This is a genomic window from Streptosporangium roseum DSM 43021, from assembly GCF_000024865.1.
Taxonomy (GTDB): Bacteria; Actinomycetota; Actinomycetes; order Streptosporangiales; family Streptosporangiaceae; genus Streptosporangium; species Streptosporangium roseum.
Genome location: NC_013595.1, coordinates 7,437,577 through 7,463,890, shown reverse-complemented (window position 1 = coordinate 7,463,890; position 26,314 = coordinate 7,437,577). Strand labels below are relative to the sequence as shown.

Here is a 26,314-nt window from a genome sequence, read left to right as displayed (position 1 = left end):
CGACGATTTCGTATCGAACCGCTGCTCGGCAAGCCATTTTCCACGCAATGGCACACATCACGGCTTCTTGGAGCTAACGTGAGCGCGGTGTCGCATCTTCCCCGGTTGTGGGCGTTCGTCACGATGATCGCCATCGTGGCCGCGCTCGCGGTCGTCGTCGGCGCGGTGTTCCTCGCCACCCGTCCCGCCGGCTCCCTCACGGCCACCGCCGCCGAGTCCGACCTCCCCGACCTGGCCGGACTCGCCCCGCTGGCCGGCCCCCCGACGGCCGGGCCGACCCCGGCGCCCTCCGCGGCCCCGGTGACCCCGGTGACCCCGGTGACCCCGGCCACCGGCGGTCCCGGGATCACCCTGACCCCGCCCCGGCTGCTGGTGATCTCCCAGGCGAGCCTGCCCCAGCAGACCAAGGAGGACATCTCCCAGCTCAAGCACGTCGAGAAGATCGACTCCTTCGACGGCGGGGCGGTCAGGATCTCCGGGGCCGGGCTCAACCTGCTCGCGGTCGACCCGGCGCGGTTCCGCGCCTGGGCGCCGAAGGCCGTGGCCGAGCAGCCCAGGGTGTGGAGCGCGCTGACCCAGGGGGAGTTCGTCGCCGACAGCTCGGCGGTGCGCCGCTTCGGGCTGGTCCTCGGATCGGAGTACCAGGTGGACGGCGGCCCCCGGCTCCGGGTCGCGGCGTCCGCCTCGTTCGGCCTGCCCGGCGTGGACGGCCTGGTCGGCATGGAGACCGGCCGGCGGCTCGGGCTGCTGCCGGGCGTGGCACTGCTGGTGCACGGCCCGGAGAAGGCGGCGACCGCCCTGAACGCCGGGGTACGCAGGCTGCTCGGCTCGGGCGCGCAGGTGGTCACGGTGGGCGGCGGCCGTACGGCGCGGGCCGCCGCGGACAAGAGCGCCGCGGACAGGCCCGCCACAGGCAAGACCACCGCCAAGACCACGGGCAAGACCACCGCCAAGCAGCCGCGGGCGCCCCGGCAGGTGGCGGTCGGACGGCCCGGCAGCTACCTGGATCTGTACCGCAGGTCGGCCGCCGTCTGCCCGGGCCTGTCATGGACGGTGCTGGCCGCGATCGGCCAGGTGGAGAGCTCGCACGGGCGCAACAACGGGCCGTCCTCGGCGGGCGCGCAGGGCCCCATGCAGTTCATGCCCGCCACCTGGAAGGCCTACGGCGTCGACGGCGACGGCGACGGCGTCGCCGACATCTGGAGCCCCTACGACGCCGTCCCCTCGGCGGCCAACTACCTGTGCGCCAACGGCGCCGGGCAGGGCGGCAAGAAGCTGGAGAAGGCCATCTGGTTCTACAACCACTCCTGGTCGTATGTCAGCAAGGTCATGTCCATCTCCCTGGGCTACGCCCGCGCCTACCCGTGACGGCCGGCCCCCGGCGCCGGGGCGGTACGGCGGGCCGGGGCGGGGCAGCAGGTGGCCGCGCAGGCGACCGGCTCCGGCTCGGCCAGCAGCTCGCCGACCATCGCGACGAACCGGGGGTGGGTGCCCGCGGTGGCGGCCCTGGCCAGTGGCAGGCCGATCTTCCCGGCCAGCTCCGCGGCCTCCACGTCGAGGTCGTAGACGACCTCCATGTGGTCGGAGACGAAACCGATCGGCACCAGCACCACCGCGGGGGCGTCGATCCCGCCCAGGTGGTCGCAGACGTCGGGCTCCAGCCACGGGATGTGCGGGGCGCCGCTGCGGCTCTGCCAGACCAGGTCCCACGGCCGGTCGCCGCCCAGCCCGGCGGCGATCAGCGAGGCCGTCCGGCGTAGCTGCGCCTCGTACGCCCCGCCACCCGGCCCGGACGTCGCCGCCATCGAGACGGGGATGCTGTGCGCGGTGAAGACCAGGCGCGCGGCGTCCCTGTGCTCGGCCGGCAGCTCCTCCAGGGCCGCGCGGGTGTGGTCCACCATGGCCGCGACGAAGCCGGGATGGTCGAAGTAGTGCCGGAGCTTGACGATCTCCGGCGCGCCCTCGACCGCGGCCCTGGCCAGGGCGATGTCGTCGATGTACTGCCGGCAGGCCGAGTACGAGCTGTAGGCGGCGGTGACGAAGGCCGCCGCCCGGCGGACGCCGTCGGCGGCCATCTGGCGGAGCGTGTCCTCCAGGTAGGGATGCCAGTTGCGGTTCCCCCAGTAGACCGGCAGGTCGATGGTCGGCTCGATCGCGGCGATCAGGTCGCGGCACTGCTGGTTGATCGGGCTCATCCCGCCGAAACGCTGGTAGTGCGCCTCGACCTCCAGCAGCCGCTCACGCGGGATCCCCCGGCCCCGCACCACGTTCTCCAGAAACGGCATCACGTCGTCAGGCTTCTCCGGCCCCCCGAACGAGACGACGAGCAACGCGTCGTAAGTCCCCATGGCATTCATCAAACCGCATGCAGGGGCATTCTCCGGCATGGTCCCACCCCGTTGCCCGCACAGAGGCGTCCATCTGGATGCGCGACCGGGGACGACGTCCGAGGTAGGTTCGGATGGTGACCCCTTTCAATGACATTCGCGATTATGTCGGCGTACCGCGGGTGGCATCCCTGCGGCTCTCCCCCGACGGAACCCGCCTGGTCAGCGTGGTGCAGGCACTGAACCCCGACGGCAAGTCCTACGGGACCTCGCTGTGGGAGATCCCCCTCGACGGGCGCAGGCCGTACCGGCTGACCAGGTCCGTCAAGGGCGAGGCCGGAGCGGAGTTCACCGCGGCAGGCGACCTCCTCTTCGGCTCGCGCCGTCCCGACCCGACCGTCAAGGACAGCGACGAGGAGACCCCGGCGCTCTGGCTGCTGCCCGCGGCCGGTGGCGAGGCCAGGCAGATCGCGTCCAGGCCCGGAGGCGTGGCCGGATTCGCGACCGGCGGCCAGAGCGTGGTCTTCGGCTCCGACGTCCTGCCCGGTGACGAGGCCACCGAGGACGAGCGGCGCAAGACCCGCAAGGAGGCCGGGATCAGCGCGATCCTGCACGAGAGCTCCCCGGTGCGCTACTGGGATCACGACCTCGGCCCCGGCGAGCCCCGGCTGTTCGCCGGGATCCTCGGCGACGACGAGCGGCTGACCGAGGTCAGGGACCTCACCCCGCAGCCGGGCAAGGCGCTGACCAACGCCTCCTACGACGTGACCCCCGACGGCGGGACGGTCGTGACGACCTGGTCGGTGCCGCTGCCGGCGGGCGAGCTCCGCTCCCGGCTGGTGGCGATCGCGACGGCCGACGCCGGAGCCCAGCGGATCCTGGCCGAGCAGGACGGCCACGACTTCGACGGCCCGGTCAAGGTCTCTCCCGACGGCCGCCTGGTCGCGTGCGTGCGCGGCAACCACGCCGACACCTCGCGGATCCCCGAGACCACCTTGTGGATCGTGGATCTGGCCACCGGAGAGGGGCACGCCGCGGGCGGCGGGCTGTGGCCGGCGGACATCGCCTGGGCCCCCGACTCGCGCTCCCTGTACGTGGCCGCCGACCACCAGGGCCGCCGCCCGATCTTCCAGGTTCCTGCCGACGGCTCCGAGCCGGTACGGCTCACCCCGGACGACGCCGCCTACCTGTCGCTCAACGTCGCGCCCGACGGCGCCGTCTACGCGCTGCGCAGCGCCGTGGACCGCGCCGCGGGACCGGTCCGCGTCACCGCCGGCGGCACGGTCGAGGAGCTGGCCTCCCCGGCCCCCGAGCTGGAGCTGCCCGGCACCCTGACCGAGGTGACCGTGACCGCCGACGACGGCGCGACGGTCCGGGGCTGGCTGGTGCTGCCCGAGGGGGCCTCCGCGGAGAACCCGGCACCGTTCCTGCTGTGGATCCACGGCGGGCCGCTGTCGAGCTGGAACGACTGGTCCTGGCGGTGGAACCCGTGGATCATGGCGCAGCACGGCTACGCCGTACTGCTGCCCGACCCGTGCCTGTCCACCGGGTACGGCTCGGAGATGATCCGGCGCGGCTGGGCCAACTGGGGCCCGCGCACCCACGCCGACCTGATGTCGATCACCGACGCCGCGCTGGAGCTGCCGGAGGTCGACGCCACCAGGACCGCCGCCATGGGCGGCTCGTTCGGCGGCTACATGGCCAACTGGGTCGCCGGGCACACCGACCGGTTCAAGGCGATCGTCACCCATGCCTCGCTCTGGCACCTGGACCAGTTCGCCGGCACCACCGACGCGCCCATGTACTGGCAGCGCGAGTTCGGCACCCCGGGCGGCGAGCTGTACGGCAGCCTCTCCCCGCACCTGTCCCTGGCGGAGATCTCCACGCCGATGCTGGTCATCCACGGCGACAGGGACTACCGGGTGCCGATCGGCGAGGGCCTGCGCCTGTGGTGGGACCTGCAGCGCTCGGGGGTGGAGTCGAAGTTCCTGTACTTCCCCGACGAGAACCACTGGGTGCTCAAGCCGGGCAACGCCGTGGTCTGGTACGAGACCGTGCTCGCCTTCCTGGACCAGCACGTTCTCGGCCGGGAGTGGAAGCGGCCGGAGTCGCTCTCGTGAGCCCGGCGGAGCGCGCGAGAGCGAGGGAGGAGGGGCGATGGAGACCCTAGGCACCTTCGCCCACCTGGCCGAGGAGATCGCCCGGGAGGCCGGGGAGATGCTCCTGGCCAAACGCCCGGCCCGGCCCGAGGTGCTGGCCACCAAGTCCAGCCCCACCGACGTGGTGACCGCGCTGGACAAGGCCTCCGAGGAGCTGATCCGCGCCAGGATCAAGGCGGTCAGGCCGGAGGACGCGATCCTCGGCGAGGAGGGCGGATCGACCGGCGACGGCCGCGTCCGCTGGATCGTGGACCCGATCGACGGCACGGTCAACTTCCTGTACGGCCTGCCGGACTGGGCGGTCAGCATCGCGGTCGAGGTCGACGGCGAGATCGTCGCCGGGGTGGTCAACGTCGTGCCCCGCGGCGAGGTCTTCACCGCGGCCAGAGGCGAGGGCGCGTGGCTGTCGGGGGAGCGGCTGCGCTGCAACACCGGCGTGCCGCTGAACCGGGCCCTGATCGCCACCGGATTCGGCTACGAGACCGGACGGCGGAAGATCCAGGCGGAGGTGCTCGCCCACGTGCTGCCGCGCGTACGCGACATCCGCCGGGCCGGGTCGGCCGCCGCGGACCTGTGCTCGGTGGCGGCGGGCCGGGTGGACGGCTACTACGAGCGGGGCCCGCAGGTCTGGGACTACGCGGCCGGCGGCCTCGTCGCCACCGAGGCCGGGGCCAGGCTCGGCGGGCTGAACGGCGGCGCGGCCAGCCCGGAGCTCACGCTCTGCGCGGCGCCGGGCCTGTTCGAGGAGCTGCACGACCTGCTGGCGCCGCTGGACCCCGAGCGCGACGCCTGAGGGGCGCGTCCCCGAGCCGGGTGTCCGGAAGACGGGCACCCGGCCGGGGACGTCCGGAACGGCGGGCCCCGAAGCGGGGGCACCCGGCCGGGGGACGTCCGGAGCGCGGGCATCCGGGATGCCGGATGTGAGGACGTCGGGGACACCTGACGCGAGAAGGCCCCGGCGTCACGCCGGGGCCTTCTCGCGTCAGCGCTAGAGGGAGACGCCGTTGTCCGTGGCCAGACGACGGAGATCCTCGATCTCGGCGGCGAAGGTGTCGGCGAGGTAGTCGTCGCCGGCGGACCTGGCCTCCTGCAGATTCTTGTAGGCCTGGTCGAGGCGGTGTCCGATCGTGGTCGTGAACTCGCCCATTTCACCTTCTTTCTCAACGGGGGATGAAGGGCAGGGCTGGGAGGACTGGCTTCGGGCTGTACCCAGCAACCGGCATCGGCTAAACCTGGATGTGTCACACATCACGGACGGTGTCTATCGTGGCAGTGGCCTTACCACCGGCTTACGGAAGGTGTGGCGACAATGGGTAGCCGTTCCAGCGGCTCTTTCGCATATTTCACGGGAGGTACCAGAGGCCGTGCGGGTGCTTGTGGTTGAGGACGAGCGGGTGCTCGCCGACGCGATCGCGACGGGGCTCCGGCGTGAGGCCATGGCCGTGGACGTGGCCTACGACGGCGCCGGCGCGCTGGAACGGACCGGTTACATCGACTACGACGTGATCGTTCTGGACCGGGACCTGCCCGTGGTCCACGGGGACGAGGTCTGCCGCCGCCTGGTGGCCGAGCGGACCGCGTCGCGGATCCTGATGCTGACCGCCTCGGGCGACGTGGACGACAAGGTGGAGGGGCTGGGACTGGGTGCCGACGACTACCTGGCCAAGCCCTTCGTGTTCATCGAGCTCGTGGCGCGGGTGCGGGCGCTCGGCCGCCGTTCCGCTCCGGCGCTGCCGCCGGTGCTGGAACGGGCCGGGGTCCGCCTGGACCCGGGCAAGCGGCTGGTCACCAGGGACGGCGAGGAGATCGCGCTCACCAAGAAGGAGTTCGCGGTCCTTGAGGAGCTGATGCGCGCCGAGGGCGCCGTCGTCAGCCAGGAGGACCTGCTGGACAAGGCGTGGGACGAGAACATCGACCCGTTCACCAACGTGGTGCGGGTCACCATGATGACCCTGAGGAAGAAGCTGGGCGAGCCTCAGGTGATCGAGACGGTGCCCGGAGTCGGATACAAGTTGTGAGTTTTCCAGCAGGCGGGGGAGAGGAACGGCCGATGGCCGCTCCGGCGGACGGGCCGCGAGAGTCCGTGCCCACCCACCCGATGATCAGCCCGCACTCCGAGAGGGGCGCGGGTAAGGGCACCCGGCCGGCTTTCTCCGCTCCGGGGCGGTCCCAGCCACCGCCGCCGACCGGCCCGCCGGTGTGGGACGGGCCGCCCCCGAAAGGCGCCTCCCCGGAGCGGCTCTCGATCCTCGACCAGGTGAGAGCGCTCATGGACCGGGTCAGCATCCGGTGGCGGCTCACCATCACCTACGGCGTGCTGTTCTTCGTGGCCGGGATGCTCCTGCTGTTCGTGATCTACATGATGGTGGGCTGGGCCATCAACGAGGCCTGGCCGCCCATCAGCCTGCCGGACGCGCCGTTCGCCTACCAGCAGAAGTTCCAGCAGGAATGGACCGGGTTCCGGCATCTCGCGATCGACGAGGCACGTGACGCCCTGCTCAGGCGCTCGCTGCTGGCTCTGGCGGGCGTGGGCATCCTGGCGGTCATCATCGGCTATCTCGTCGCCGACCGGGCGCTCAAGCCGATCCAGCAGATGACCACGACGGCCCGCAAGCTGTCCGGCACCACGCTCGCCCACGAGCGGATCGGCCTCAAGGGCCCCGACGACGAGCTCAAGGAGCTGGCCGACACTTTCGACGCCATGCTGACCAGGCTCAATGTGGCGTTCGACACACAGCGGAGGTTCGTGGCCAACGCCTCGCACGAGCTGCGCACCCCGTTGACGATCAACAGGACGGTCCTGGAGATCGCGCTGGGGGACCCCGAGGCGTCGGCGGACCTCAAGGCGCTGGGCCGTACGCTCCTGGAGGTCAACGCCCGCAACGAGCACCTGATCGAGGGCCTGCTGCTGCTGGCCCGCAGCGAGCGCGAGCTGAGCGTGCGCAAGCCGGTGGACGTGAAGGACGTCGCCGAGACCGCCGTGGAGCAGCTGACCTCACGTGCCGAGGAGGCCGGCGTCACCATGACCGCCGAGCTCCGGAGCGCCCAGACGGAAGGCGACCCGGTCCTGCTGGAGCGCTGCGTGGCGAACCTGGTGGAGAACGCGATAAAACACAACCTCCCCGAGTCCGGACGTCTCTGGGTGCGTACGGGAATGGTGGAGGGGGCCTTGGTTGTTCAGGTGGCCAACACGGGGCCGCATGTGCCCGCATACGAGGTGAACAGCTTGTTCGAGCCGTTTCGGCGGCTCAACGCCGACCGGGTCGAATCGGCCAGGGGGGCGGGTCTCGGGTTGTCCATCGTCCGTGCGGTCGTGCGCGCTCACGGAGGCAACGTGACCGCCGTCCCCAGGGACGGAGGAGGTCTCGTGGTGACCGTGAGACTCCAATCACGTTGATCCGGCGGGGGGCGTCTCGTTCACGCCGTACATGTGGTTGGATGTGCCGTCGAACACGGTGGTTCATGTCGCCAATGCTGTGGTTTACGCCATATTTGGCTAACCATGCCCATTGGAGGTAGGTCCCTCACGTGTGGGGAGGTTCAGCGACCATTCCGGCGGGGTACCGAGCAGGAATCTCTCTGTCGGATTGGGCACAACTTGGGCCTCTCAGACGTTACACACGCGCGAGCCAGCGCAGACAGATAGATGAGGGGGATGGAGCAGACCGATGGCTACCGACTACGACAGCCCACGCAAGACCGATGACGACCTCAACGAGGACAGTCTTCAGGAACTGCAGGCACGCCGTACCGACAAGTCCTCGGGCAGCATCGACATCGACGAGACGGATCTCGCCGAGTCGCTCGAACTGCCGGGTGCCGACTTGTCCAACGAGGAGCTTTCGCTCCGGGTGATTCCTCGTCAGGCCGACGAGTTCACCTGCGCGCGCTGCTTCTTGGTGCATCACCGCAGCCAGCTCGCCGTTGAAAGGAACGGCCAGCAGATCTGCCGGGAGTGCGCGGCCTGACGATCGTTCCGATGGCCTGTCCGATGTGTGCCCTCCGATGGAAGGGTAGGGCCCAAGGACAAGCCTTGAGGAGGTTCCGAGACATGCCGTCAGAGAACAAACAGACCGGTGCCGAGCCGGACGACTCCACGGCCGAGGAGTCGGCCGGCACACCGGAGAACGAAGTGGCCGAGATCGTCGGCAGGCTCGCCGAGCCTGGCGACATGGATGGCGCCGAGCGGCGACGGCTGCTCGGCCGCCTGACCACCACTCTGGCCGACGGCGCCAAGAAGGCCAAGGCCTCCGGGACGGGCCGGGGCCGCTGGCTGGCCGACGTGTTCATGGCCGTTGCCCCCCGCATCCCCATCCGCGACCTCGCCACCCTCTCCGAGCACCACCACGGACTCACCGCCGAGCCGCTGGCCGACGACCTGGCGCGGACCGCGTCCAAGGCCACCATGACGGTCGGCGCCATCGGGGGAGCCCTCGCCGCGGCCGAGTTCGCCGCCCCGCCCCTGCTGCTGTCGGCCCCCGCCCAGCTCGTGGCGGAGACCCTCGTGGTCGCCGCGATCGAGGTCAAGCTCATCGCCGAGCTCCACGAGGTCTACGGCATAGCGGTGCCCGGCACCGGCTCCCAGCGGGCGGTGGCCTACGTGACCGCCTGGTCCAAGCAGCGCGGGGTCGACCCCATGTCCCCCGGCTCCGTCACCGTCGCCCTGGGCGCCGCCACCAAGACCGCACTGCGCAACCGGCTGATGCGTACCCTCGGCCGCCATCTGACCACGCTCGGCCCCTTCCTCACCGGTGCCGTGGCCGGCGGGGTGCTCAACCGCGCCGCCACCAGAAAGCTCGCCGACATCGTCCGGGCGGATCTGCGGGCCCATCGGGGACTTCCACGTGGAAAGTCATAGAAACGCCCGAATTGGGTAGTCGTTATGGGTAAGACGACTATCTGGAGGAATCTGTGCAGGGCCGCAGTTCATTTCTGATCGTGGCTAACCGCCTTCCCGTCGACCGGGCGGGTGAGGACATGTGGCGGCGCAGCCCCGGCGGCCTCGTCACCGCGATCGCCCCTGTCCTCCAGCGCCGGGAAGGCGCCTGGATCGGCTGGCACGGCGCCCCCGGCGAGCGGCTCGAACCCTTCGACCACGACGGCATGCACCTCATCCCCGTGCCGCTGTCGGAGTCGGAGGTGGAGCTCTACTACGAGGGTTTCTCCAACACCACGCTCTGGCCGCTCTACCACGACGTGGTCGCCCCGCCGGTCTACTCGCGCACCACCTGGGAGGCCTACCGGGTGGTCAACGAGCGCTTCGCCCAGGCCGCCGCCGAGGAGGCCGCGGAGAACGCCGTCGTGTGGATCCAGGACTACCAGCTCCAGCTGGTCCCGGCCATGCTGCGCAAGCTCCGCCCCGACCTGCGCATCGGTTTCTTCCTGCACATCCCCTTCCCACCGGTCGAGCTGTTCTCGCAGCTCCCGTGGCGGCGGGAGATCGTCGAGGGCCTGCTCGGCGCCGACCTCGTCGGGTTCCAGCGCCCCGGAGGCGCCTCCAACTTCATCCGGCTCTGCCGCCGCCTGCTCGGCTACCAGCACCACAAGCACGAGATCTACGTGGAGGACCGGGTCGTGCGCGCCGGGGCCTTCCCCATCTCTGTGGACTTCGGCGAGCTGGACTCCCTGGTCCGCGAGCCGCACATCATCGAGCGGGCCAAGGAGATCCGCGCCGAGCTGGGCGATCCCGAGTGCATGCTGCTCGGCGTGGACCGGCTCGACTACACCAAGGGCATCGGCCAGCGGCTGAAGGCGTTCGAGGAGCTGCTCAGCGAGGGCTCGATCAAGGCCGGGGAAGCGGCGTTCGTGCAGATCGCGACGCCGAGCCGGGAACGGGTCGAGGAATACATGCGGCTGCGCGACTCGATCGAGCTGCAGGTCGGCCGGATCAACGGCGAGCAGGGCGAGCTCGGCCTGCAGCCGGTGCAGTACATGCACCAGTCCTACGGCCGGGACGAGCTGGCGTCGCTCTACCTGGCGGCGGACGTGATGGTGGTGACGCCGCTGCGCGACGGGATGAACCTGGTCGCCAAGGAGTACATCGCCTGCCACAACGACCTGCGCGGCGCGCTGGTGCTCAGCGAGTTCGCCGGGGCGGCCGACGAGCTGCGGCAGGCGTTCATGGTGAACCCCTACGACGTCGACGGGCTCAAGCGGATGATGCTGACCGCGATGCGGGCCACGCCGCACGATCTGTCCCGCCGGATGCGCTCGCTGCGCAGACGGGTGGCGACCTACGACGTGGACCGCTGGGCGAAGGAGTTTCTCGCGGCCCTGGAGTCCTGAGGCCCCGGGCTCCCTCTCACCGCCCCGCCCGCGGCGGGGCGGCGCCCGCCGTCAGGAGGCGACTTCCCTGGCCGTGTTCTTCACGGCCTTCCAGGCGTTGTAGCGCTTCCTGGCGGTGCGGGCCACCACGATCTGGGCGACCTGCATGCCCACGCCCATCACCACGGCGTAGCCGATCGCCTCGCCGAGGCTGATGTCCAGCGACTCGTTGTCCGCCGGCGGCTTCCTGCCGGTCGCCTTCTCCCAGGCGAACCCGATGACCTTCCTGGCGCCCCAGGCGGTGGCCAGGCCCACCAGGCCGCCGATGGCCCGCCACGCCATGTCCTGCTTCTCGGTCTTGTCGGCCATATGGGTCCTCCCCTTTTTTCGCTCCGCAAAGGAACACTAGTCTCCATCAGCGTCGCATCGCGTGAAGCCATACCATAGGGAGGCATGACACAGCAGCGACCGCGCCATGCGCCCATGCCCGAGAAACCGACTCTCGACGGGCTGGAAGCCGTATGCGTAGCCCGCTGGGAGACCGAGGGCACCTACCGTTTCGACAGGTCGCGCACGCGGGACGAGATCTACTCGATCGACACCCCGCCGCCGACCGTTTCCGGGTCCCTGCACGTCGGCCACGTCTTCTCCTACACCCACACCGACACGATCGCCCGTTTCCAGCGCATGCGCGGCCGCGAGGTCTTCTACCCCATGGGCTGGGACGACAACGGCCTGCCCACCGAGCGCCGGGTGCAGAACCACTTCGGCGTGCGCTGCGACCCCTCCATCCCCTACGACCCGCAGTTCGAGCCGCCGGCCAAGCCCGACGCCAAACGGCAGATCCCGATCTCCCGCCGTAACTTCATCGAGCTGTGCGAGCGGCTCACGATCGAGGACGAGAAGGCGTTCGAGGAGCTCTGGCGCCGCCTGGGCCTGTCGGTGGACTGGTCGCTGACCTACGCCACCATCGACGGCGGCGCGCGGGCCGCCTCCCAGCGGGCGTTCCTGCGCAACCTGGCCCGCGGCGAGGCGTATGTGGCGGAGGCGCCCACGCTGTGGGACGTCACCTTCCGTACGGCCGTCGCCCAGGCCGAGCTGGAGGACCGGGAGTGGCCCGGCGCCTTCCACCGGCTCGGCTTCACCCTCTCCGAGGAGCAGCGGGCCAGGGGGTTCGGCGACCGCGTCTGGATCGAGACGACCCGTCCCGAGCTGATGCCCGCCTGCGTGGCGCTGGTGGCCCACCCCGACGACGAGCGCTACCGGCCGCTGTTCGGCACCACGGTGCGGACGCCGCTGTTCGGCGTCGAGGTGCCGGTGCTGGCCCATCACCTGGCGGAGCCCGACAAGGGCTCCGGCATCGCGATGATCTGCACCTTCGGCGACATCACCGACGTCACCTGGTGGCGCGAGCTGAACCTGCCCACCCGGGCGGTCGTCGGCTGGGACGGCCGGATGCTCCCCGAGGCGCCCGCGGGCGTCCCGGCGGAGCCGTACGCCGAGCTGGCGGGCAAGACCCTGCACGGCGCCCGCGAGCGGATCGTGGAGCTGCTGCGCGGATCCGGCGACATGGAGGGCGAGCCGCGGCCGGTGAAGCGCGCGGTGAAGTTCTACGAGAAGGGCGACCGGCCCCTGGAGATCGTCACCACCAGCCAGTGGTACGTCCGCAACGGCGGGCGGGACCACGGGCTCAGGGACACGCTCCTGGCGCGCGGGGAGGAGCTGGCCTGGCACCCGCCCCACATGAAGGTCCGCTACGACAACTGGGTGGAGGGCCTGGCGGGTGACTGGCTGATCTCCCGGCAGCGGTTCTTCGGCGTGCCGATCCCGGTGTGGTATCCGCTGGACGGCGCGGGCGAGCCCGACCGCTCCTCGCCGATCGTGCCGGAGGAGTCCATGCTGCCCATGGACCCCTCCAGCGACGTGCCGCCCGGCTACACCGAGGACCAGCGCGGCAAGCCGGGAGGCTTCGCCGGCGACCCTGACGTCATGGACACCTGGGCCACCTCCTCGCTGAGCCCGCAGATCGCGGGCGGGTGGGAGCGGGACGAGGACCTGTTCGAGCGGGTCTTCCCCATGGACCTGCGCCCGCAGGCCCACGAGATCATCCGGACCTGGCTGTTCTCGACGGTGGTCCGGGCGCACCTGGAGCGGGGCACCCTGCCCTGGCGCAACGCCGCCATCTCCGGATGGATCCTCGACCCGGACCGCAAGAAGATGTCCAAGTCCGTGGGGAACGTCGTCACCCCGCTCGGCCTGCTGGAGCAGTACGGCTCGGACGCGGTCCGCTACTGGGCGGCCCACGGCCGTCCGGGCACCGACACCGCCTTCGACACCGGCCAGATCAAGATCGGCCGCCGCCTGGCGATCAAGATCCTGAACGCCTCCAAGTTCGTCCTGAGCCTGGGGGAGGACGGCGGCGAGGTCACCGAGCCGATCGACCTGTCGATGCTGACCCGGCTGTCACAGGTGGTCGGCGAGGCCACCGAGGCGTTCGAGGCCTACGACTACACCCGCGCGCTGGAGCGGACCGAGCGGTTCTTCTGGGAGTTCTGCGACGACTACCTGGAGCTGGTCAAGGCCAGGGCCTACGACGGCGGCGCGGCCGCGCGCTCGGCCCACGCGGCGCTGCGCGAGGCGCTGGACGTCATGCTCCGGCTGTTCGCCCCCTTCCTGCCGTTCGTCACCGAGGAGGTCTGGTCCTGGTGGCGCGAGGGGTCGGTGCACCGGGCGCCCTGGCCCACGCCTCCCGAGCGGGGCGGGGAGGCGGAGCTGCTCCCGGTGGTGGCCACGGTCCTCGGCCGGGTGCGCAAGGCCAAGTCCGACGCCAGGCTGTCGATGCGCGGCGAGGTCTCCCGGCTGACCGTCACCGGCGCCCAGGCCGATCTCGTACGGCAGGCGCAGGACGACCTGTGCGGCGCGGGCGTCATCGAGGAGTTCGTGCTCCGGCCCGGCGAGGGGGACCTGCTGGTGGAGGTCGCCCTGGCCTGATCCCACACAAGTCTGTCCTCCCGGTCGGGTGGTCCTGCCGTACGGTCGGAACACGACAGGTGAGGGGAGGACAGGGCATGACTCCAGGCTGCGGTAACTGTAGCTGCTACCTCGACGACAGGGTGATCTCCCGGCCGCCGCAGGAGCGCTGATCCGGGCCGCACGACGCGGGGAGGGGCCGGTCATCCCGGCCCCTCCTTTTCGTATCCGGCCGATAACCCCGCGCATTGTCGGCCGCGGCGTGACAGTCTGGAAAGCGTGATCTCCGATCGGGAACGTCTGACGCAGTTGGTGCCGCGCACGCTGCTCCGCCTGGCCGCATGGAGCCTGTGCCTGATCATCATCGGCTGGGCCGTGTTCTACTTCGCGCAGTTCATCGCGATGCTGCGCATCGTGATCCTGCCCGTGGCCGTCGCGCTGTTGCTCACCGCGCTGCTGTTCCCGGTCACCCGCAGGCTCCGGGCGATGGGCATGCGGCCGATCTACGCCACATGGGTCACCCTGCTCATCGCGCTCGCGGTGCTGGGCGGCATCGGCTGGTTCATCGGGGTGCGGGCCAACGACGAGTTCCCCGGACTGGTCGACCAGGTCCGGGCGACCTCCAAGACCGTGGAGGACTGGCTCTACACCGGGCCGCTGCACCTGCAGCCCAGCCAGCTCAGCAAGTGGATCGACGAGATCGCCGTCCAGGTCACCACGCAGCGCAACCAGATCACCCAGACGGTGCTCACCGGCGCCACCGTGGCGCTGGAGGTGCTGGCCTCCATCGTGCTGCTGCTGTTCGTCACGTTCTTCCTGCTCAAGGACGGCGACCGGATCTGGGCGTGGTTCCTGCGGGCCTTCGGGGGGACCGCGCCCCGCGTGGACCGGGCCGGGCGGGCCGCCTGGGTGACGCTCTCGCACTACGTCCAGGGCACGGTGGCGGTGGCCGGCGTGCACGGTGTGATCATGGGCATCGTCCTCGCCGGGATGGGCGTGCCGCTCTGGGCGCCGCTGGCGGTGCTGATCTTCCTGGCCAGCTTCATCCCCATCGTCGGCATCTTCTTCGCCGGCGCGGTCGCGACCCTGGTCACCCTCGGCGCCAAGGGCCCGATCTACGCCCTGATCTTCCTCGGCATCCTGGTGGTGGAGCAGCAGCTGGAGAACCACGTGCTCCAGCCGCTGATCGTCGGCCGGGCGCTGAGCTTCCACCCGCTGGCCATCATCCTGGTGCTGGCCGTGGGCGGCATCCTGGCGGGCATCGCCGGGGCCGCGGTGGCGGTGCCGGTCGCCGCCGTGATCTACCGGGCTCTGCCCGAGCTCAGCAGCGATCCTCCGAGGGCGCTGCCCGCCGTACCCGAGCCGGACGAGCCGGACGAGCCGCCCGAGCCGGGTGAGCCGGGTGAGCCGGGTGAGGCGCCCGAGCCGGGTGAGCCGGGCGAGTCGTCGGAGGCGGGCGAGTCGCTTGATCCGGGTGAGCCGCCGGGGTGGGACGAGTCGCCGGGACCGGCCCGGCCGGCCGGGGCCGCCGAGCCCTTCGCGCCCGTGAATGAGGGATCACCGCAGCCCAAGGGGTAACGTTCTGCTCCGTGACCCGTTCCACCGTGACAACCCCTCCCCCGGGAGCGACCCGGCCGCAGGCGCTCCCCGGCGCGCCCGCTCCCGGCACCCCGCTCGGCCCGCACTACAGCCGCTGCTTCGGCTGCGGCGACCAGCATCCGACCGGCCTGCACCTGAAGGCCACCTCGCCCGACGGGACCACGGTGGTCGCCGAGTTCACCGTGGGGGAGGCGCACCAGGGTGCGCCGGGCCTGGCCCACGGCGGCGTGCTGGCCGCGGCCATGGACGAGGTCATCGGCATGTCCATCTGGCTCTTCCAGCGTCCCTACGTCACCGGGCGGCTGGAGACCGACTATCTGGCGCCGGTCCCGGTCGGTACCACCCTGCATCTGCGTGCCTGGTGCACCGGGATGTCCGGCCGGAAGGCGTACCTTGAGGCTGAGGGGCGGATCGGATCCCCGGACGGCCCGGTCGCCGTGCGAGCCGCCGCGCTCTTCATCGAGGTTGGCATGGAACACTTCGCCAAGCACGGTGATGCCCAGGCCATCATCGACGAACATCACGAGTACGAGGTGAACCCGTGACCGACAACGTCGAGGTGCTGATCCACCGGCTCGACGCCGAGCTGCCGGTGCCGTCCTACGCCCATCCGGGCGACGCGGGAGCGGATCTCTACGCCGCCGAGGACGTCGAGCTGCTCCCCGGGGAGCGGGTCATGGTGGGCACCGGGGTGGCGATCGCCCTGCCCGATGGTTATGCCGCGTTCGTCCACCCGCGTTCCGGTCTGGCCACCAAGCACGGTGTGACGCTCGTGAACGCGCCCGGCACCGTGGACGCGGGCTACCGGGGCGAGATCAAAGTGACGCTGCTCAACACCGACACCAAGGACGCGCTACGGCTGCGCAGGGGGGATCGCATCGCGCAGCTCGTGATCCAGCGGGTGGAGAAGGCGGTGTTCTACGAGGTGGACCGGCTGCCCGGATCGGCGCGAGGCGCCGGCGGGTTCGGCTCCACCGGCCGTTGACAGGGAGCGAACCCGACATAGTGAGCGGAGCGGGCGGAGAGGGACGAGCCGACCGCGAAGCGAGCGAGGAGTGGTGAGCGACCAGCGAATCTTCAAGGAGCGTGAGGAAAGTGTTCGGACGTCGCCGTCGCGAGGAGTCCCCGGCCGTGGCCGATGAGGTCGAGGAGGTCGAGCAGGTGCAGGCACGTGAGTCCGGCCCATGGGACTCGGGTGAGCCCTGTTCCGAGCGGGAGCGGGTCGATCTGGGCGGCATGCGCCTGCCGGTCGACCCCGGTTTCGAGGTGCAGCTCAACCTGGCCGGTGACCACATCGTCGGTGCGGTCATCATGGTCGGTGAGAGCGCCCTGCAGGTGCACGCGTTCGCGGCGCCCAAGCGCAGCGGCATCTGGGACGAGGTGCGGGACGAGCTCGCCGAGGGGGTCAAGGGCGCCGGTGGCACCGCCGAGGAGCGGGAGGGGCCGTTCGGCGTCGAGCTGGCGGCCCAGGTCCCGGCGGACGGGGTCGCCCAGCCGGTCCGCTACATCGGTGTCGACGGCCCGCGCTGGTTCCTCCGGGCGGTGATCAGCGGGCGTGCCGCGCTGGACGCCGAGGCGGCCGCGACGCTGGAGGGCGTGATCCGCGACATCGTGGTGGTCCGCGGAGACGAGCCGATGGCCCCCAAGGAGGCGATCGAGCTGCGGCTTCCGCCGGAGGCCAGGCAGGCCATGGAGCAGCACGCCGCCGGAGGCGACGTGCCCGACCTCAACCCCTTCAAGCGCGGTCCGGAGATAGCCGAGCTTCGCTGACGTGAGGGATCGCGTACGCTGATTCAACACGTATGTGAAGGAGAGGTCGTGGGTTCTCAGGAACCGCATAAACAGGGCGGATTTCGGGGCTTTTTCCGGCGGCTGACGACGAGTCAGGCCGAGCTGGAAGCCAGCGAACTCCAGCAGGACCTCGATCGTCATGGCGCCACCCCCATCGTCTCGTGCGGCGGACGCCGCCGATTCTGTGTTACCGGTACGCTACGGACGGTGACCTTGAGGCCCCGTGGGGGCGCGCCCGCGCTCGAAGCGGAGCTCTACGACGGCTCGGATGTGATCGACCTGATCTGGCTGGGCCGCCGGAAGATCGCCGGAATCGAGCCGGGCCGGATGGTGCTGGCCGAGGGGCTCGTCAGTGTGCAGGACGGGCGCAAGGTGATGTTCAATCCCCGATACGAGCTACGTCCGGCGGGCGGTGCGTGAGCCATTGACGACCACAGAACGGTGAGCGAGAACATGACCACCACCGATGAGACCGCCGCGCACGACACGGTGGAGGCGGCGATCCGCGTTCAGCTCGCCAAGGCCTTCGGGGGAGTGCGCGGCATCATCGAGGCAGCCGTGCCCACGATCACCTTCACCGGGATGTGGATCGGCACCTCCGACCTGAAGATGTCCCTGATCGTCAGCATCTCGGCGGCGGTGGTGCTGCTGGCCGTGCGGCTGCTGCAGCGCTCGTCGCCGCAGTTCGTGATCAACAGTCTGATCGGCATCGGCATCGGCGCGTTCTTCGCCTCTCGCACCGGCGACGCCCGTGACGTCTACCTGCCCGGCATCCTCTACAACGCCGGCTACTCGGTGGCGATGCTGCTGTCGATCGTCACCCGGTGGCCCCTGGTGGGCTTCCTGATCGGGTCCGTCACCGGCGACCCGACGGGCTGGCGCCAGGACCCGGCCGTCGTGCGGCTCTGTTCCAGGCTCACCTGGATGCTGATGATCCCGTGTGTGGTCCGGGTGGCCGTGCAGCTGCCCGTCTACCTGATCGGCGGGAACGACGCGGTCGCCGAGCTGGGCATCCTGAAGATCGTGATGGGCTGGCCGCTCCAGGTCGCGGGCCTCGCCGCCATGGTGTGGCTGCTGACCAGGGGCCGGACCCCGGTCCGGCCACCCGCCATCCCCTGAGACCGGACGCCACTCCCCGAGACCGGGATCGGATCCGGGACGGGCGCCCGTCTCAGTGGATGGACCGGTGCGCGGACAGGAGCCGGGCCAGCTCCTCCTCGACCTCCTGGCTGGCCACGAACATCAGCTCGTCTCCGGCCTCCAGCGGGTCGTCGGCGGTAGGCACCAGCACCCGCCCCTCGCGGAGGATCGCGACCAGGGCGCTGTCGGTCGGCCACGGCACCGATCCGGCGCGCTGGCCGACGACCGGCGCGTCCTCGGGAAGGGTGAGCTCCACCAGGTTGGCCTGCCCCTGACGGAAGGTCATCAGCCGGACCAGGTCGCCGACGCTCACCGCCTCCTCGACCAGCGCGCTCAGCAGGCGGGGGGTCGAGACGGCCACGTCCACGCCCCACGACTCGTTGAACAGCCACTCGTTCTTGGGGTGGTTGATCCTGGCGACCACGCGCGGCACGCCGTACTCCGTCTTGGCCAGCAGCGACACGACGAGGTTGACCTTGTCGTCGCCGCTGGCGGCGACGACCACGTGGCAGTCGGCCAGGGCCGCCTCGTCCAGCGAGGAGATCTCGCAGGCGTCGGCGAGCAGCCACTCCGCGCGCGGCACCGTGTCGATCTTGATGGCCTTGGGGTCGATGTCGATGAGCAGGACCTCGTGGCCGTTCTCCAGGAGCTCGGCGGCGATCGACCTGCCGACGGCTCCGGCACCCGCGATGGTGACGCGCATCAGTGGCCCTCCTCCGGCGCACTGGACAGCACCTTGTTGATGCGGTCCATGTCACTTTCGACCGCCATGACGTGCAGGATGTCGCCTTCCTGCACCACGGAGTCGCTCTTGGGCAGCAGGGTCTCGCCCATCCGGTTGACGAACGCCATGCGCGTGCCCGCGGCCTCCTCCAGGTCCTTGCTCCTGGTGCCGATCCAGCCGGGGTGGTAGGCCACCTCGGCCAGCACGACGGACCCGGTCGGGTCGCGCCACAGCGGCTCGGCCCCCTCGGGCAGCACCCGGCGCAGGATCTGGTCGGCGGTCCAGCGGACCGTGGCGACGGTGGGGATGCCCAGCCGCTGGTAGACCTCCGCCCGCCGGGAGTCGTAGATGCGGGCCACCACGTTGTCCACGCCGAACGTCTCGCGTGCGACCCGGGCGGAGATGATGTTGGAGTTGTCGCCGCTGCTCACCGCCACGTAGGCGCCCGCCGATCCGATCCCGGCCTCTTCCAGGACGTCCCGGTCGAAGCCGATCCCGGTGACCCGGCGACCGCGGAAACCGGCCCGCAGGCGGCGAAAGGCCTGCGGGTCCCGGTCGATGATCGCGACCGAGTGGCCGCTGTCCTCAAGGATGTGCGCCAGGGTCGAACCCACTCGGCCACATCCCATGATCACGATATGCATGCTCCCCCGCCGGTCGCGTTGAGGCGGATCTTGTTCCCGATGTACTTAGTCAGTATGGCCCGCTTGGGGAGTGCCGTGTCGGCGGGGCGGACGGATGGGGACTAGCATCGGCAGACGTGTCAAAGGTGACGGACCTCGTCAAGCGCCTGTTCATCGGGCGTGCGCTGCGCAGCACGCAGCTGCATGAACAACTGCTCCCCAAACGCATCGCACTGCCCGTTTTCGCGAGCGACGCGCTCTCCTCGGTGGCCTACGCCCCGCAGGAGATCCTCGTCATCCTCTCCATCGCCGGGATCTCGTTCTACAGCTTCGCCCCGTGGGTCGCCGTCGCCGTCGTCGTGGTGATGCTCACGGTCGTGGCGTCCTACCGGCAGAACGTGCACGCCTATCCCAGCGGCGGCGGCGACTACGAGGTGGCCACCGTCAACCTCGGCCAGAACGCCGGCCTCACCGTCGCCAGCGCCCTGATGGTCGACTACGTCCTCACCGTCGCGGTGTCGGTGGCCAACGGCGTCGACTACGTCGGCGCCACGATCCCCTACGTCGCCGAGCACAAGCCACTGGTCGCGATCACCATCGTCGTCCTGCTGACGCTGGTCAACCTCCGCGGCATCCGCGAGTCCGGCGGGGCCTTCGCGATCCCCACCTACACCTTCATGTTCGCGGTCATCGGCCTGGTCGTGTGGGGCGGCTTCCGGCTGCTCGTGCTCGGCGACGAGCTGCGCGCCCCCACCGCCGACTACGAGATCGTCGCCGAGCAGGCCAACCTGACGTCCTTCGCGGCGGCCTTCCTCATCCTGCGGGCGTTCTCCTCCGGCTGCGCCGCGCTCACCGGTGTGGAGGCGATCAGCAACGGCGTGCCCGCCTTCCGCAAGCCCAAGAGCAAGAACGCCGCGACCACGCTGCTGATGATGGGCCTGGTCTCGGTCGTCATGTTCGTCGGCATCATCTCGCTCGGCCTGGCCTCGGGCGTCAAGCTCGCCGACCCCGCCAGGGCCGCCTACGACGTGCTCATCAACGGCAGGCCCGCGGGACCCGACTACTACCAGCAGCCGATCATCGCCCAGGTCGCCGACGCGGTCTTCGGCAGCGGGTCGCTGTTCTTCTTCGCCATCGCCGCGGTCACCGCGCTGATCCTGTTCCTCGCGGCCAACACCGCCTTCAACGGTTTCCCGGTGCTCGGCTCCATCCTGGCCCAGGACCGTTTCCTCCCCCGCCAGCTGCACACCCGGGGCGACCGGCTGGCCTTCTCCAACGGCATCATCTTCCTGGCCGCCGCCGCCTGCCTGCTGCTGTGGGGCTTCGACGCCGACGTCAGCCGCCTGCTCAACCTCTACATCGTGGGCGTCTTCGTGTCGTTCACGCTGAGCCAGATCGGCATGGTCCGGCACTGGACCCGGCATCTGAAGACCGAGACCGACTCCTCGGCCCGCCGGCAGATGCGGCGTTCGCGGGTCATCAACTTCTTCGGCGGCGTCATGACCGGCGTGGTGCTGGTGGTCGTGCTGCTGACCAAGTTCACCCACGGCGCGTGGATCGTCTGCGTGGCCATGCCGCTGCTGTTCCTGATGATGAAGGCCATCCACCGCCACTACGAGAAGGTGGCCCGCGAGCTCGCCGTCTCCGAGGACGCCCAGATGGACGAGTCGATGCTGCCGGCCCGCAACCACGCCGTCGTCCTGGTCTCCAAGATCCACAAGCCGACCCTGCGCGCCCTCGCCTACGCCCGCGCCACCCGGCCCTCGACCCTGGAGGCGCTCACCGTGGGCGTGGAGGGCGAGGAGGCCCGGATCCTGCAGGAGGAGTGGGAACGGCGGGGCATCCCGGTGCCGCTGAAGATGCTCGACTCGCCCTACCGCGAGATCACCCGGCCGATCCTGGAGTACGTCAAGTCGCTGCGCCGCCGCTCGCCCCGCGACGTGGTGACCGTCTACATCCCCGAGTACGTCGTCGGCCACTGGTGGGAGCACCTGCTGCACAACCAGAGCGCGCTGCGGCTCAAGGGCCGGTTGCTCTTCCAGCCCGGAGTGATGGTCACCAGCGTGCCCTGGCAGCTCCACTCCTCCGACCGCCTCAAGGGCCGCCCCGAGCGCTACGCCCCCAACGCCGTCCGCCGCCGGCAGCGTGAGGCGCCCGCGGGGGAGGCGCGCTATGACGAGGCGGTCCGGGAGGCCGCCGCGGAGGAGTCCGCCCGCGACGAGATGGCCCGGGGCGAGGACGGCAAGGCATAACCTTTCGTATGTACTCCTGACGACAGGGAGGCCTGGCGACGACGGACTGTGGGGGCATGGCATGGCGGTTGAACTGACGGTGGGACCGGTCGCGCACGGCGGCTGGTGTGTCGCCCGCCACGACGGCCGGGTGGTCTTCGTACGGCACGCGCTCCCCGGCGAGCGCGTCCTCGCGGAGATCACCGAGGAGACCAGCCGTTTCCTGCGGGCCGACGCCGTCGAGATCCTGGAGCCCTCCGCCGACCGGGTGACCCCGCCGTGCCCGTTCGCCGGGCCCGGCCGCTGCGGAGGCTGCGACTGGCAGCACGCCTCCCTCGACGCCCAGCGCCTGTTGAAGACCGACGTGGTCGCCGAGCAGCTCAAGCGGCTGGCCGGGATCGAGTGGAAGGGCGTCGTCGAGGAGGTGCCCGGCGCCCCCGACGGCCTCGGCTGGCGCACCCGGGTGCAGTTCGCCGTCGACCGTGAGGGCGTCCTCGGCCTGCGCCGCCACCGCTCCCACGACATCGAGCCGCTGGACGCCTGCCTGATCGCCCACCCGGAGGTGGAGAACGTCGGCGCCGAGGTCATGAACTGGCGCAACGCCTCCTCGGTCGAGGTCATCGCCTCCAGCGTCGGGGAGCAGGCCGTCGTGGTCGCCCCCCGGCCCCGCCGTACGGTGGCCGTGCCCGACCTCGACACGAGCGTGGCCGTCTTCGTCGACGAGGGCAAGGGCCGCACCCGCGTGGTGCACGGCCGCAACCATCTCACCGAGCGCGTCGGCGACCGGGACTTCCAGGTCACCGGGAGCGGTTTCTGGCAGGTCCACCCGGGCGCCGCGGCCACGCTGCTCGCCACGGTCCTGGAGTTCGCCGCCCCGCAGCCGGGGGAGTGGGCCCTGGACCTCTACTGCGGTGTCGGCCTGTTCGCCGCGGGCCTGGCCGAGGCGGTCGGCCCCGAGGGCGCCGTGTTCGGCGTCGAGTCCGAGGCCGTGGCCGTGCGCGACGCCGAACGCAACCTCCGGGACCTGCCCCAGGCCCGCTTCGCCCGGGGCCGCGTCGAGAACGCCCTCGACCGCTTCGGCATCGAGCGCGCCGACCTGGTCGTCGTCGACCCGCCCCGGGCCGGTCTGGGACGCGAGGTCGTCGACCGCGTCGCCACCCTCCAGGCCGGCCGCATCGTCTACGTCTCCTGCGACCCGGCCACCCTCGCCCGTGACATCGCCTGGCTCGCCGACCACGGCTACAGCCTCGCCGACCTGCGCGCCTTCGACGCCTTCCCGATGACCCACCACGTGGAGTGCGTGGCGTTGCTGGTCAACGGTTCGATCTAGGCTCTGCCCAGCTGTAACGCAACACATCAACCCCGGGAACCCTGGCGGTCCCCGGGGTTCTTACAAGATCATGACGCACGGGAAGCGCATGCGTCCATCCGCTCGCCGCGACGCGCGATCGTGAAATCGCCTCGGTCCCGTCCCCACCGGGACGCGCCAGGGCGCACCGGGAGAGGTGCTACCCCTCGTCGTCGCCGAGCCGCTTTTCCAGCCGTTCCAGCCGCTGGAGGAGCGGCTGCAGCTCCTGGCGGATGGCGGCGGACAGGGCCGCGGCCGGGGTGGCCGGGGCGGCGCCGGCCTGGCCCTGCGCCCGGAGGTGGACGTAGCCGGCCAGGGCGGCCGTGACGGTGCGGCGGGTCAGCCGCGGCTCGGCGCCGAGACCCCGCAGGACCTGACCGGCGGCCCCGTCGGGTTCGCCGATCAGCCCGAGGAGGAGGTGCTCGCAGCCGACGTAGTTGTGCCCCATGCCGGTCGCGTCGGTGACGGCCAGCTCCAGGGCTCCCGCCGCGGATCCGCCGAACCGGAGCGGGGAGCCGCCAGGTCCGGCGGCCGGCTCCGCGGGGGCCAGCCGATCCAGCTCGCGCCGTACCTGCTCGGGGTCGATCTCCATGGCGCGCAGGACGTGCAGGGCCAGGTTTCCGCCCTCGGCCAGCATTCCGCTCAGCAGGTGCTCGGTGCCGACCTCGGCGGCCCCCTCGGTGCGTGCCTGCTCCACCGCGAGCTTGACCACGGTGCGGGTCCGATCGGTGAAATGCGTGAGGCGGGCCGTCGGGTCGTCGAGGTCGGGGGCGCTCAGTGCCGTCTCCCGGATGGCGGTGACCCGCCGTACGGCCTGCTCCAGGGCGCGCTGGCAGATGGCCGAGACCGGCACGCCCGCCTCCTTTACCGCTTCGGCCAGTTCGTCGGGCAGATAGACGTTGATCTTCGGCATTGTGCCCCCTATGGGGTTAGTGAAGGGTTATAACCCAGTTATAACCCCGCCTGGGGCGCCTGTCTAGCGGGCGATGGCCGTCAGAAGCCGGGTGACCTCGGAGGTGGGGGCGGCTCCCCGGGTGGACAGCCAGGCCAGCCCGTTGCGGGTGGTGAAGGCGACGAGCTTGCGGGCGTCGGCCGCGGTGAGGTCCTGGGAGCCGGCCAGGACGGGGGTGAGGGCGATCCTGTGCCAGGCGGTGGGCTCGCCCAGGGAGCGGGCGACCTGGGGATGGGCGGCGCGGACGGCCGAGGCGACGGGCCGCAGGTCCGCCTGCCCGGTGGGAGCGCGCCAGATCGGGGCAAGGAGGTTGACGGCGGCGATCTCGGCCCCCGCCTCCCGGGTGGAGCGGAGCATCGCCTCGTCGCGGGGGGACAGGCCGGTCCCTGTCACCGGCAGGGTGAAGCTCACGGTGAGCGGACGCCCCCGTGCGGCGGCCTCGCGCTGGAGGGCCGCGATCGCGCCGGCGCGGCGCAGGACGGTCTCGCCGTCACCCGGATCCCGGACCTCGAAGTCGATGTAGGTGGTGCCGAAGGCCCCGACGGCCCGGCGGTAGGCGGCGGTGAGACGGCCGGGATCGGTGCAGGCGGCGGCCAGCTCGCGGCCGGACGGGCCGCCGAAGGCGAGACCGGCGTCGCCGCCGGCCGCGCGCAGGCGCCCCAGGCGGCCGGCGACCGGATTGCCGTCCTGCTCCTGCCCGCCGCCCCACTCGGGCGTGCAGTCGTGCTGCCCGGCGGTGAGGTGCCCGAGGGTGAACCAGCGGACGTTGCTCTGCCGGGCGGCCCTGGGCAGGTTGTAGAGCGGGTCGCGGACGGTGTCCACGAACGTCACGAAACCCGACGGGCGGCCACCGACGGGGGAGGGGAGCGCCGGTCCGGGCGCCCGGTCGGCCGCGGGCAGGGTGGTCAGGTGGGGAGGGCCGACCCTGGCGTGGGGCGGCCGGCCGGCCCGCGCCCAGCCGCCGGTCTCGGCGGGCAGGACCCAGATGGCGAGGCCGGTGCCGGCGACGAGCGCGGCCGACGCGAGCGCGACCAGGGATCGGGGCGGGGTGCCCGGCTCGCGGGTCCGGCGGGCGGCGGAGCGGTCTGTCGCCACCGACATGGGATTCACCTTCTCGACGACATCGAGTGGTCGCGGGGAGTGTTCGATCTGTTACCGAGCGGACCGAAAGCCTGAACGTTAGCAAGCGGCCGCGACCCCGCGTGGGCTTTCTGTGGATGCCGTCCGGAGTGCCCGGATAATGGGGTTCATGAAGTTGAGGATCTTCACCGAACCGCAGCAGGGTGCCACCTACGACGAGCTGCTGGCGGTCGCGCAGGCCGCCGAACGTCTGGGTTTCGACGCCTTCTTCCGTTCCGACCACTACATGCGGATCGGGCCGGGCGACCCCGGCCCCGGCCCCACCGACGCCTGGGTGACCCTCGCGGCTCTGGCCAGGGAGACCTCCACGATCAGGCTCGGCACCCTGGTCACCCCGGTCACCTTCCGGCTGCCCGGTGCGCTGGCGATCAGCGTGGCCCAGGTGGACCAGATGAGCGGTGGCCGGGTCGAGCTGGGCCTGGGCACCGGCTGGTTCGACGCCGAGCACACCGCGTACGGGATCCCGTTCCCGCCCGTGGGTGAGCGGTTCGGCCGGTTCGAGGAGCAGCTGGAGATCCTCACCGGCCTCTGGACCACGCCTGCGGGCGAGACGTTCTCGTTCGAGGGCGCCCACTACCGGCTGGCGGACTCGCCCGCGCTGCCCAAGCCCGCGCAGAGCCCCAGGCCGCCGATCATCATCGGCGGGTTCGGCGCCAAACGCACCCCCCGGCTGGCCGCGCGGTTCGCCGACGAGTACAACCTGCCCTTCCACACCCTGGACGACACCGAGCTGGCCTACGGCCGGATCCGGCAGGCGTGCGAGACGGAGGGGCGTTCGCAGATCGTGCTCTCGGCCGCCCAGACCGTCGCCGTCGGCGCCGATGACGCCGAGGTCGCGCGCCGGGCCGAGGCGGCCGGGCAGGACCTCGCCATGCTCCGCGCGAGCGGCCTGGCGGGCACCCCCGCCGAGGTGGTCGACAAGATCGGCCGGTTCGCCGAGCTGGGCGCCGAGCGGATCTACCTCCAGGTGATGGACCTGTCGGACCTGGACCACCTGGAGCTCATCGCCGCCGAGGTCCTGCCCCACGTGTAGGCCGTGGACCCGC

At 71.1% G+C, this 26,314-nt stretch carries 25 protein-coding genes; 18 read left to right on the top strand and 7 right to left on the bottom strand.

Annotation, left to right across the window (positions count from 1 at the left end):
- Positions 1 to 87: 87 nt before the first annotated feature.
- Positions 88 to 1,368, top strand: a complete 1,281-nt coding sequence (locus SROS_RS54030; RefSeq protein ID WP_281047973.1) for a lytic transglycosylase domain-containing protein — start codon at positions 88 to 90, stop codon at positions 1,366 to 1,368.
- Here the strand turns inward: SROS_RS54030 and SROS_RS32725 are convergent.
- On the bottom strand, positions 1,359 to 2,348 hold the full coding sequence (locus tag SROS_RS32725) for a ferrochelatase (protein ID WP_148269277.1): 990 nt from the start codon (positions 2,346 to 2,348) through the stop codon (positions 1,359 to 1,361). The two genes, SROS_RS54030 and SROS_RS32725, sit on opposite strands and share 10 nt — an antisense overlap.
- A 113-nt stretch (positions 2,349 to 2,461) precedes the next feature.
- On the opposite strand from SROS_RS32725, the gene SROS_RS32720 reads away from it, so the two are divergent.
- Together SROS_RS32720 and SROS_RS32715 are read left to right on the top strand one after the other, a co-directional pair.
- Positions 2,462 to 4,447, top strand: coding sequence for a S9 family peptidase (locus SROS_RS32720; protein WP_012893216.1), 1,986 nt, complete (start codon positions 2,462 to 2,464; stop codon positions 4,445 to 4,447).
- A gap of 37 nt (positions 4,448 to 4,484) precedes the next feature.
- Entirely contained in the window at positions 4,485 to 5,279 is a 795-nt protein-coding gene (locus tag SROS_RS32715) for an inositol monophosphatase family protein (protein WP_012893215.1), read from the top strand.
- Positions 5,280 to 5,474: 195 nt separating this feature from the next.
- Here SROS_RS32715 and SROS_RS51330 read toward each other — a convergent pair whose 3' ends face one another.
- Entirely contained in the window at positions 5,475 to 5,633 is a 159-nt protein-coding gene (locus SROS_RS51330; RefSeq protein WP_012893214.1) for a hypothetical protein, read from the bottom strand.
- A 217-nt stretch (positions 5,634 to 5,850) separates the two neighbouring features.
- On the opposite strand from SROS_RS51330, the gene SROS_RS32710 reads away from it, so the two are divergent.
- The 5 genes from SROS_RS32710 (at position 5,851) to SROS_RS32690 (ending at position 10,771) form a co-directional block, all read left to right on the top strand.
- Positions 5,851 to 6,504: a response regulator transcription factor gene (locus SROS_RS32710; protein ID WP_043653379.1), complete on the top strand. Its 654-nt coding sequence runs from the start codon at positions 5,851 to 5,853 to the stop codon at positions 6,502 to 6,504.
- A gap of 32 nt (positions 6,505 to 6,536) precedes the next feature.
- Positions 6,537 to 7,883, top strand: a complete 1,347-nt coding sequence (locus SROS_RS32705) for a sensor histidine kinase (RefSeq protein ID WP_012893212.1) — start codon at positions 6,537 to 6,539, stop codon at positions 7,881 to 7,883.
- Positions 7,884 to 8,154: 271 nt separating this feature from the next.
- Entirely contained in the window at positions 8,155 to 8,454 is a 300-nt protein-coding gene (locus SROS_RS32700; protein ID WP_012893211.1) for a DUF4193 domain-containing protein, read from the top strand.
- 83 nt (positions 8,455 to 8,537) lie between these two features.
- Entirely contained in the window at positions 8,538 to 9,344 is an 807-nt protein-coding gene (locus SROS_RS32695) for a hypothetical protein (RefSeq protein WP_012893210.1), read from the top strand.
- A gap of 53 nt (positions 9,345 to 9,397) precedes the next feature.
- On the top strand, positions 9,398 to 10,771 hold the full coding sequence (locus tag SROS_RS32690) for an alpha,alpha-trehalose-phosphate synthase (UDP-forming) (RefSeq protein WP_012893209.1): 1,374 nt from the start codon (positions 9,398 to 9,400) through the stop codon (positions 10,769 to 10,771).
- A 51-nt stretch (positions 10,772 to 10,822) separates the two neighbouring features.
- Here the strand turns inward: SROS_RS32690 and SROS_RS32685 are convergent, their stop codons facing one another.
- Positions 10,823 to 11,119, bottom strand: coding sequence for a DUF4235 domain-containing protein (locus SROS_RS32685; protein WP_012893208.1), 297 nt, complete (start codon positions 11,117 to 11,119; stop codon positions 10,823 to 10,825).
- Between the two features lie 84 nt (positions 11,120 to 11,203).
- On the opposite strand from SROS_RS32685, the gene valS reads away from it, so the two are divergent.
- From valS to SROS_RS32650, 7 genes are all read left to right on the top strand, one after another.
- The gene (gene valS, locus SROS_RS32680; protein ID WP_012893207.1) at positions 11,204 to 13,741 is read left to right on the top strand and encodes a valine--tRNA ligase; all 2,538 of its coding nucleotides are present in this window, start codon (positions 11,204 to 11,206) and stop codon (positions 13,739 to 13,741) included.
- A 258-nt stretch (positions 13,742 to 13,999) separates the two neighbouring features.
- Entirely contained in the window at positions 14,000 to 15,298 is a 1,299-nt protein-coding gene (locus SROS_RS32675; RefSeq protein WP_012893206.1) for an AI-2E family transporter, read from the top strand.
- An 11-nt stretch (positions 15,299 to 15,309) separates the two neighbouring features.
- Positions 15,310 to 15,864 carry a PaaI family thioesterase gene (locus SROS_RS32670; RefSeq protein WP_012893205.1) on the top strand — a complete coding sequence of 185 codons (555 nt, stop codon included), beginning with the start codon at positions 15,310 to 15,312 and terminating at the stop codon, positions 15,862 to 15,864.
- Complete coding sequence (gene dut / locus SROS_RS32665) at positions 15,861 to 16,304, top strand: dUTP diphosphatase (RefSeq protein WP_012893204.1); 444 nt, start codon at positions 15,861 to 15,863, stop codon at positions 16,302 to 16,304. The genes SROS_RS32670 and dut overlap by 4 nt, the downstream gene beginning before the upstream one ends.
- 110 nt (positions 16,305 to 16,414) lie before the next feature.
- The gene (locus tag SROS_RS32660; RefSeq protein WP_012893203.1) at positions 16,415 to 17,089 is read left to right on the top strand and encodes a DUF3710 domain-containing protein; all 675 of its coding nucleotides are present in this window, start codon (positions 16,415 to 16,417) and stop codon (positions 17,087 to 17,089) included.
- A 48-nt stretch (positions 17,090 to 17,137) separates the two neighbouring features.
- Complete coding sequence (locus SROS_RS32655) at positions 17,138 to 17,530, top strand: OB-fold nucleic acid binding domain-containing protein (protein WP_012893202.1); 393 nt, start codon at positions 17,138 to 17,140, stop codon at positions 17,528 to 17,530.
- 33 nt (positions 17,531 to 17,563) lie between these two features.
- Positions 17,564 to 18,229: a DUF3159 domain-containing protein gene (locus SROS_RS32650; protein ID WP_012893201.1), complete on the top strand. Its 666-nt coding sequence runs from the start codon at positions 17,564 to 17,566 to the stop codon at positions 18,227 to 18,229.
- 52 nt (positions 18,230 to 18,281) lie between these two features.
- Here SROS_RS32650 and SROS_RS32645 read toward each other — a convergent pair whose 3' ends face one another.
- Complete coding sequence (locus SROS_RS32645) at positions 18,282 to 18,953, bottom strand: potassium channel family protein (protein WP_012893200.1); 672 nt, start codon at positions 18,951 to 18,953, stop codon at positions 18,282 to 18,284.
- Entirely contained in the window at positions 18,953 to 19,618 is a 666-nt protein-coding gene (locus tag SROS_RS32640) for a potassium channel family protein (RefSeq protein ID WP_012893199.1), read from the bottom strand. The genes SROS_RS32645 and SROS_RS32640 overlap by 1 nt, the downstream gene beginning before the upstream one ends.
- A gap of 116 nt (positions 19,619 to 19,734) precedes the next feature.
- Here SROS_RS32640 and SROS_RS32635 point away from each other — a divergent pair, with 116 nt between their 5' ends.
- Both SROS_RS32635 and SROS_RS32630 read left to right on the top strand, forming a co-directional pair.
- Positions 19,735 to 21,849, top strand: a complete 2,115-nt coding sequence (locus SROS_RS32635; protein WP_012893198.1) for an APC family permease — start codon at positions 19,735 to 19,737, stop codon at positions 21,847 to 21,849.
- Between the two features lie 61 nt (positions 21,850 to 21,910).
- Entirely contained in the window at positions 21,911 to 23,158 is a 1,248-nt protein-coding gene (locus SROS_RS32630) for a class I SAM-dependent RNA methyltransferase (protein ID WP_012893197.1), read from the top strand.
- A 178-nt stretch (positions 23,159 to 23,336) separates the two neighbouring features.
- On the opposite strand, the gene SROS_RS32625 is transcribed toward SROS_RS32630, so the two are convergent.
- Complete coding sequence (locus tag SROS_RS32625) at positions 23,337 to 24,089, bottom strand: Clp protease N-terminal domain-containing protein (protein WP_012893196.1); 753 nt, start codon at positions 24,087 to 24,089, stop codon at positions 23,337 to 23,339.
- A gap of 63 nt (positions 24,090 to 24,152) precedes the next feature.
- On the bottom strand, positions 24,153 to 25,229 hold the full coding sequence (locus SROS_RS32620; protein ID WP_012893195.1) for a glycoside hydrolase family 18 protein: 1,077 nt from the start codon (positions 25,227 to 25,229) through the stop codon (positions 24,153 to 24,155).
- Positions 25,230 to 25,377: 148 nt separating this feature from the next.
- On the opposite strand from SROS_RS32620, the gene SROS_RS32615 reads away from it, so the two are divergent.
- Positions 25,378 to 26,301, top strand: a complete 924-nt coding sequence (locus tag SROS_RS32615) for an LLM class F420-dependent oxidoreductase (protein ID WP_043657295.1) — start codon at positions 25,378 to 25,380, stop codon at positions 26,299 to 26,301.
- Positions 26,302 to 26,314: the final 13 nt, after the last annotated feature.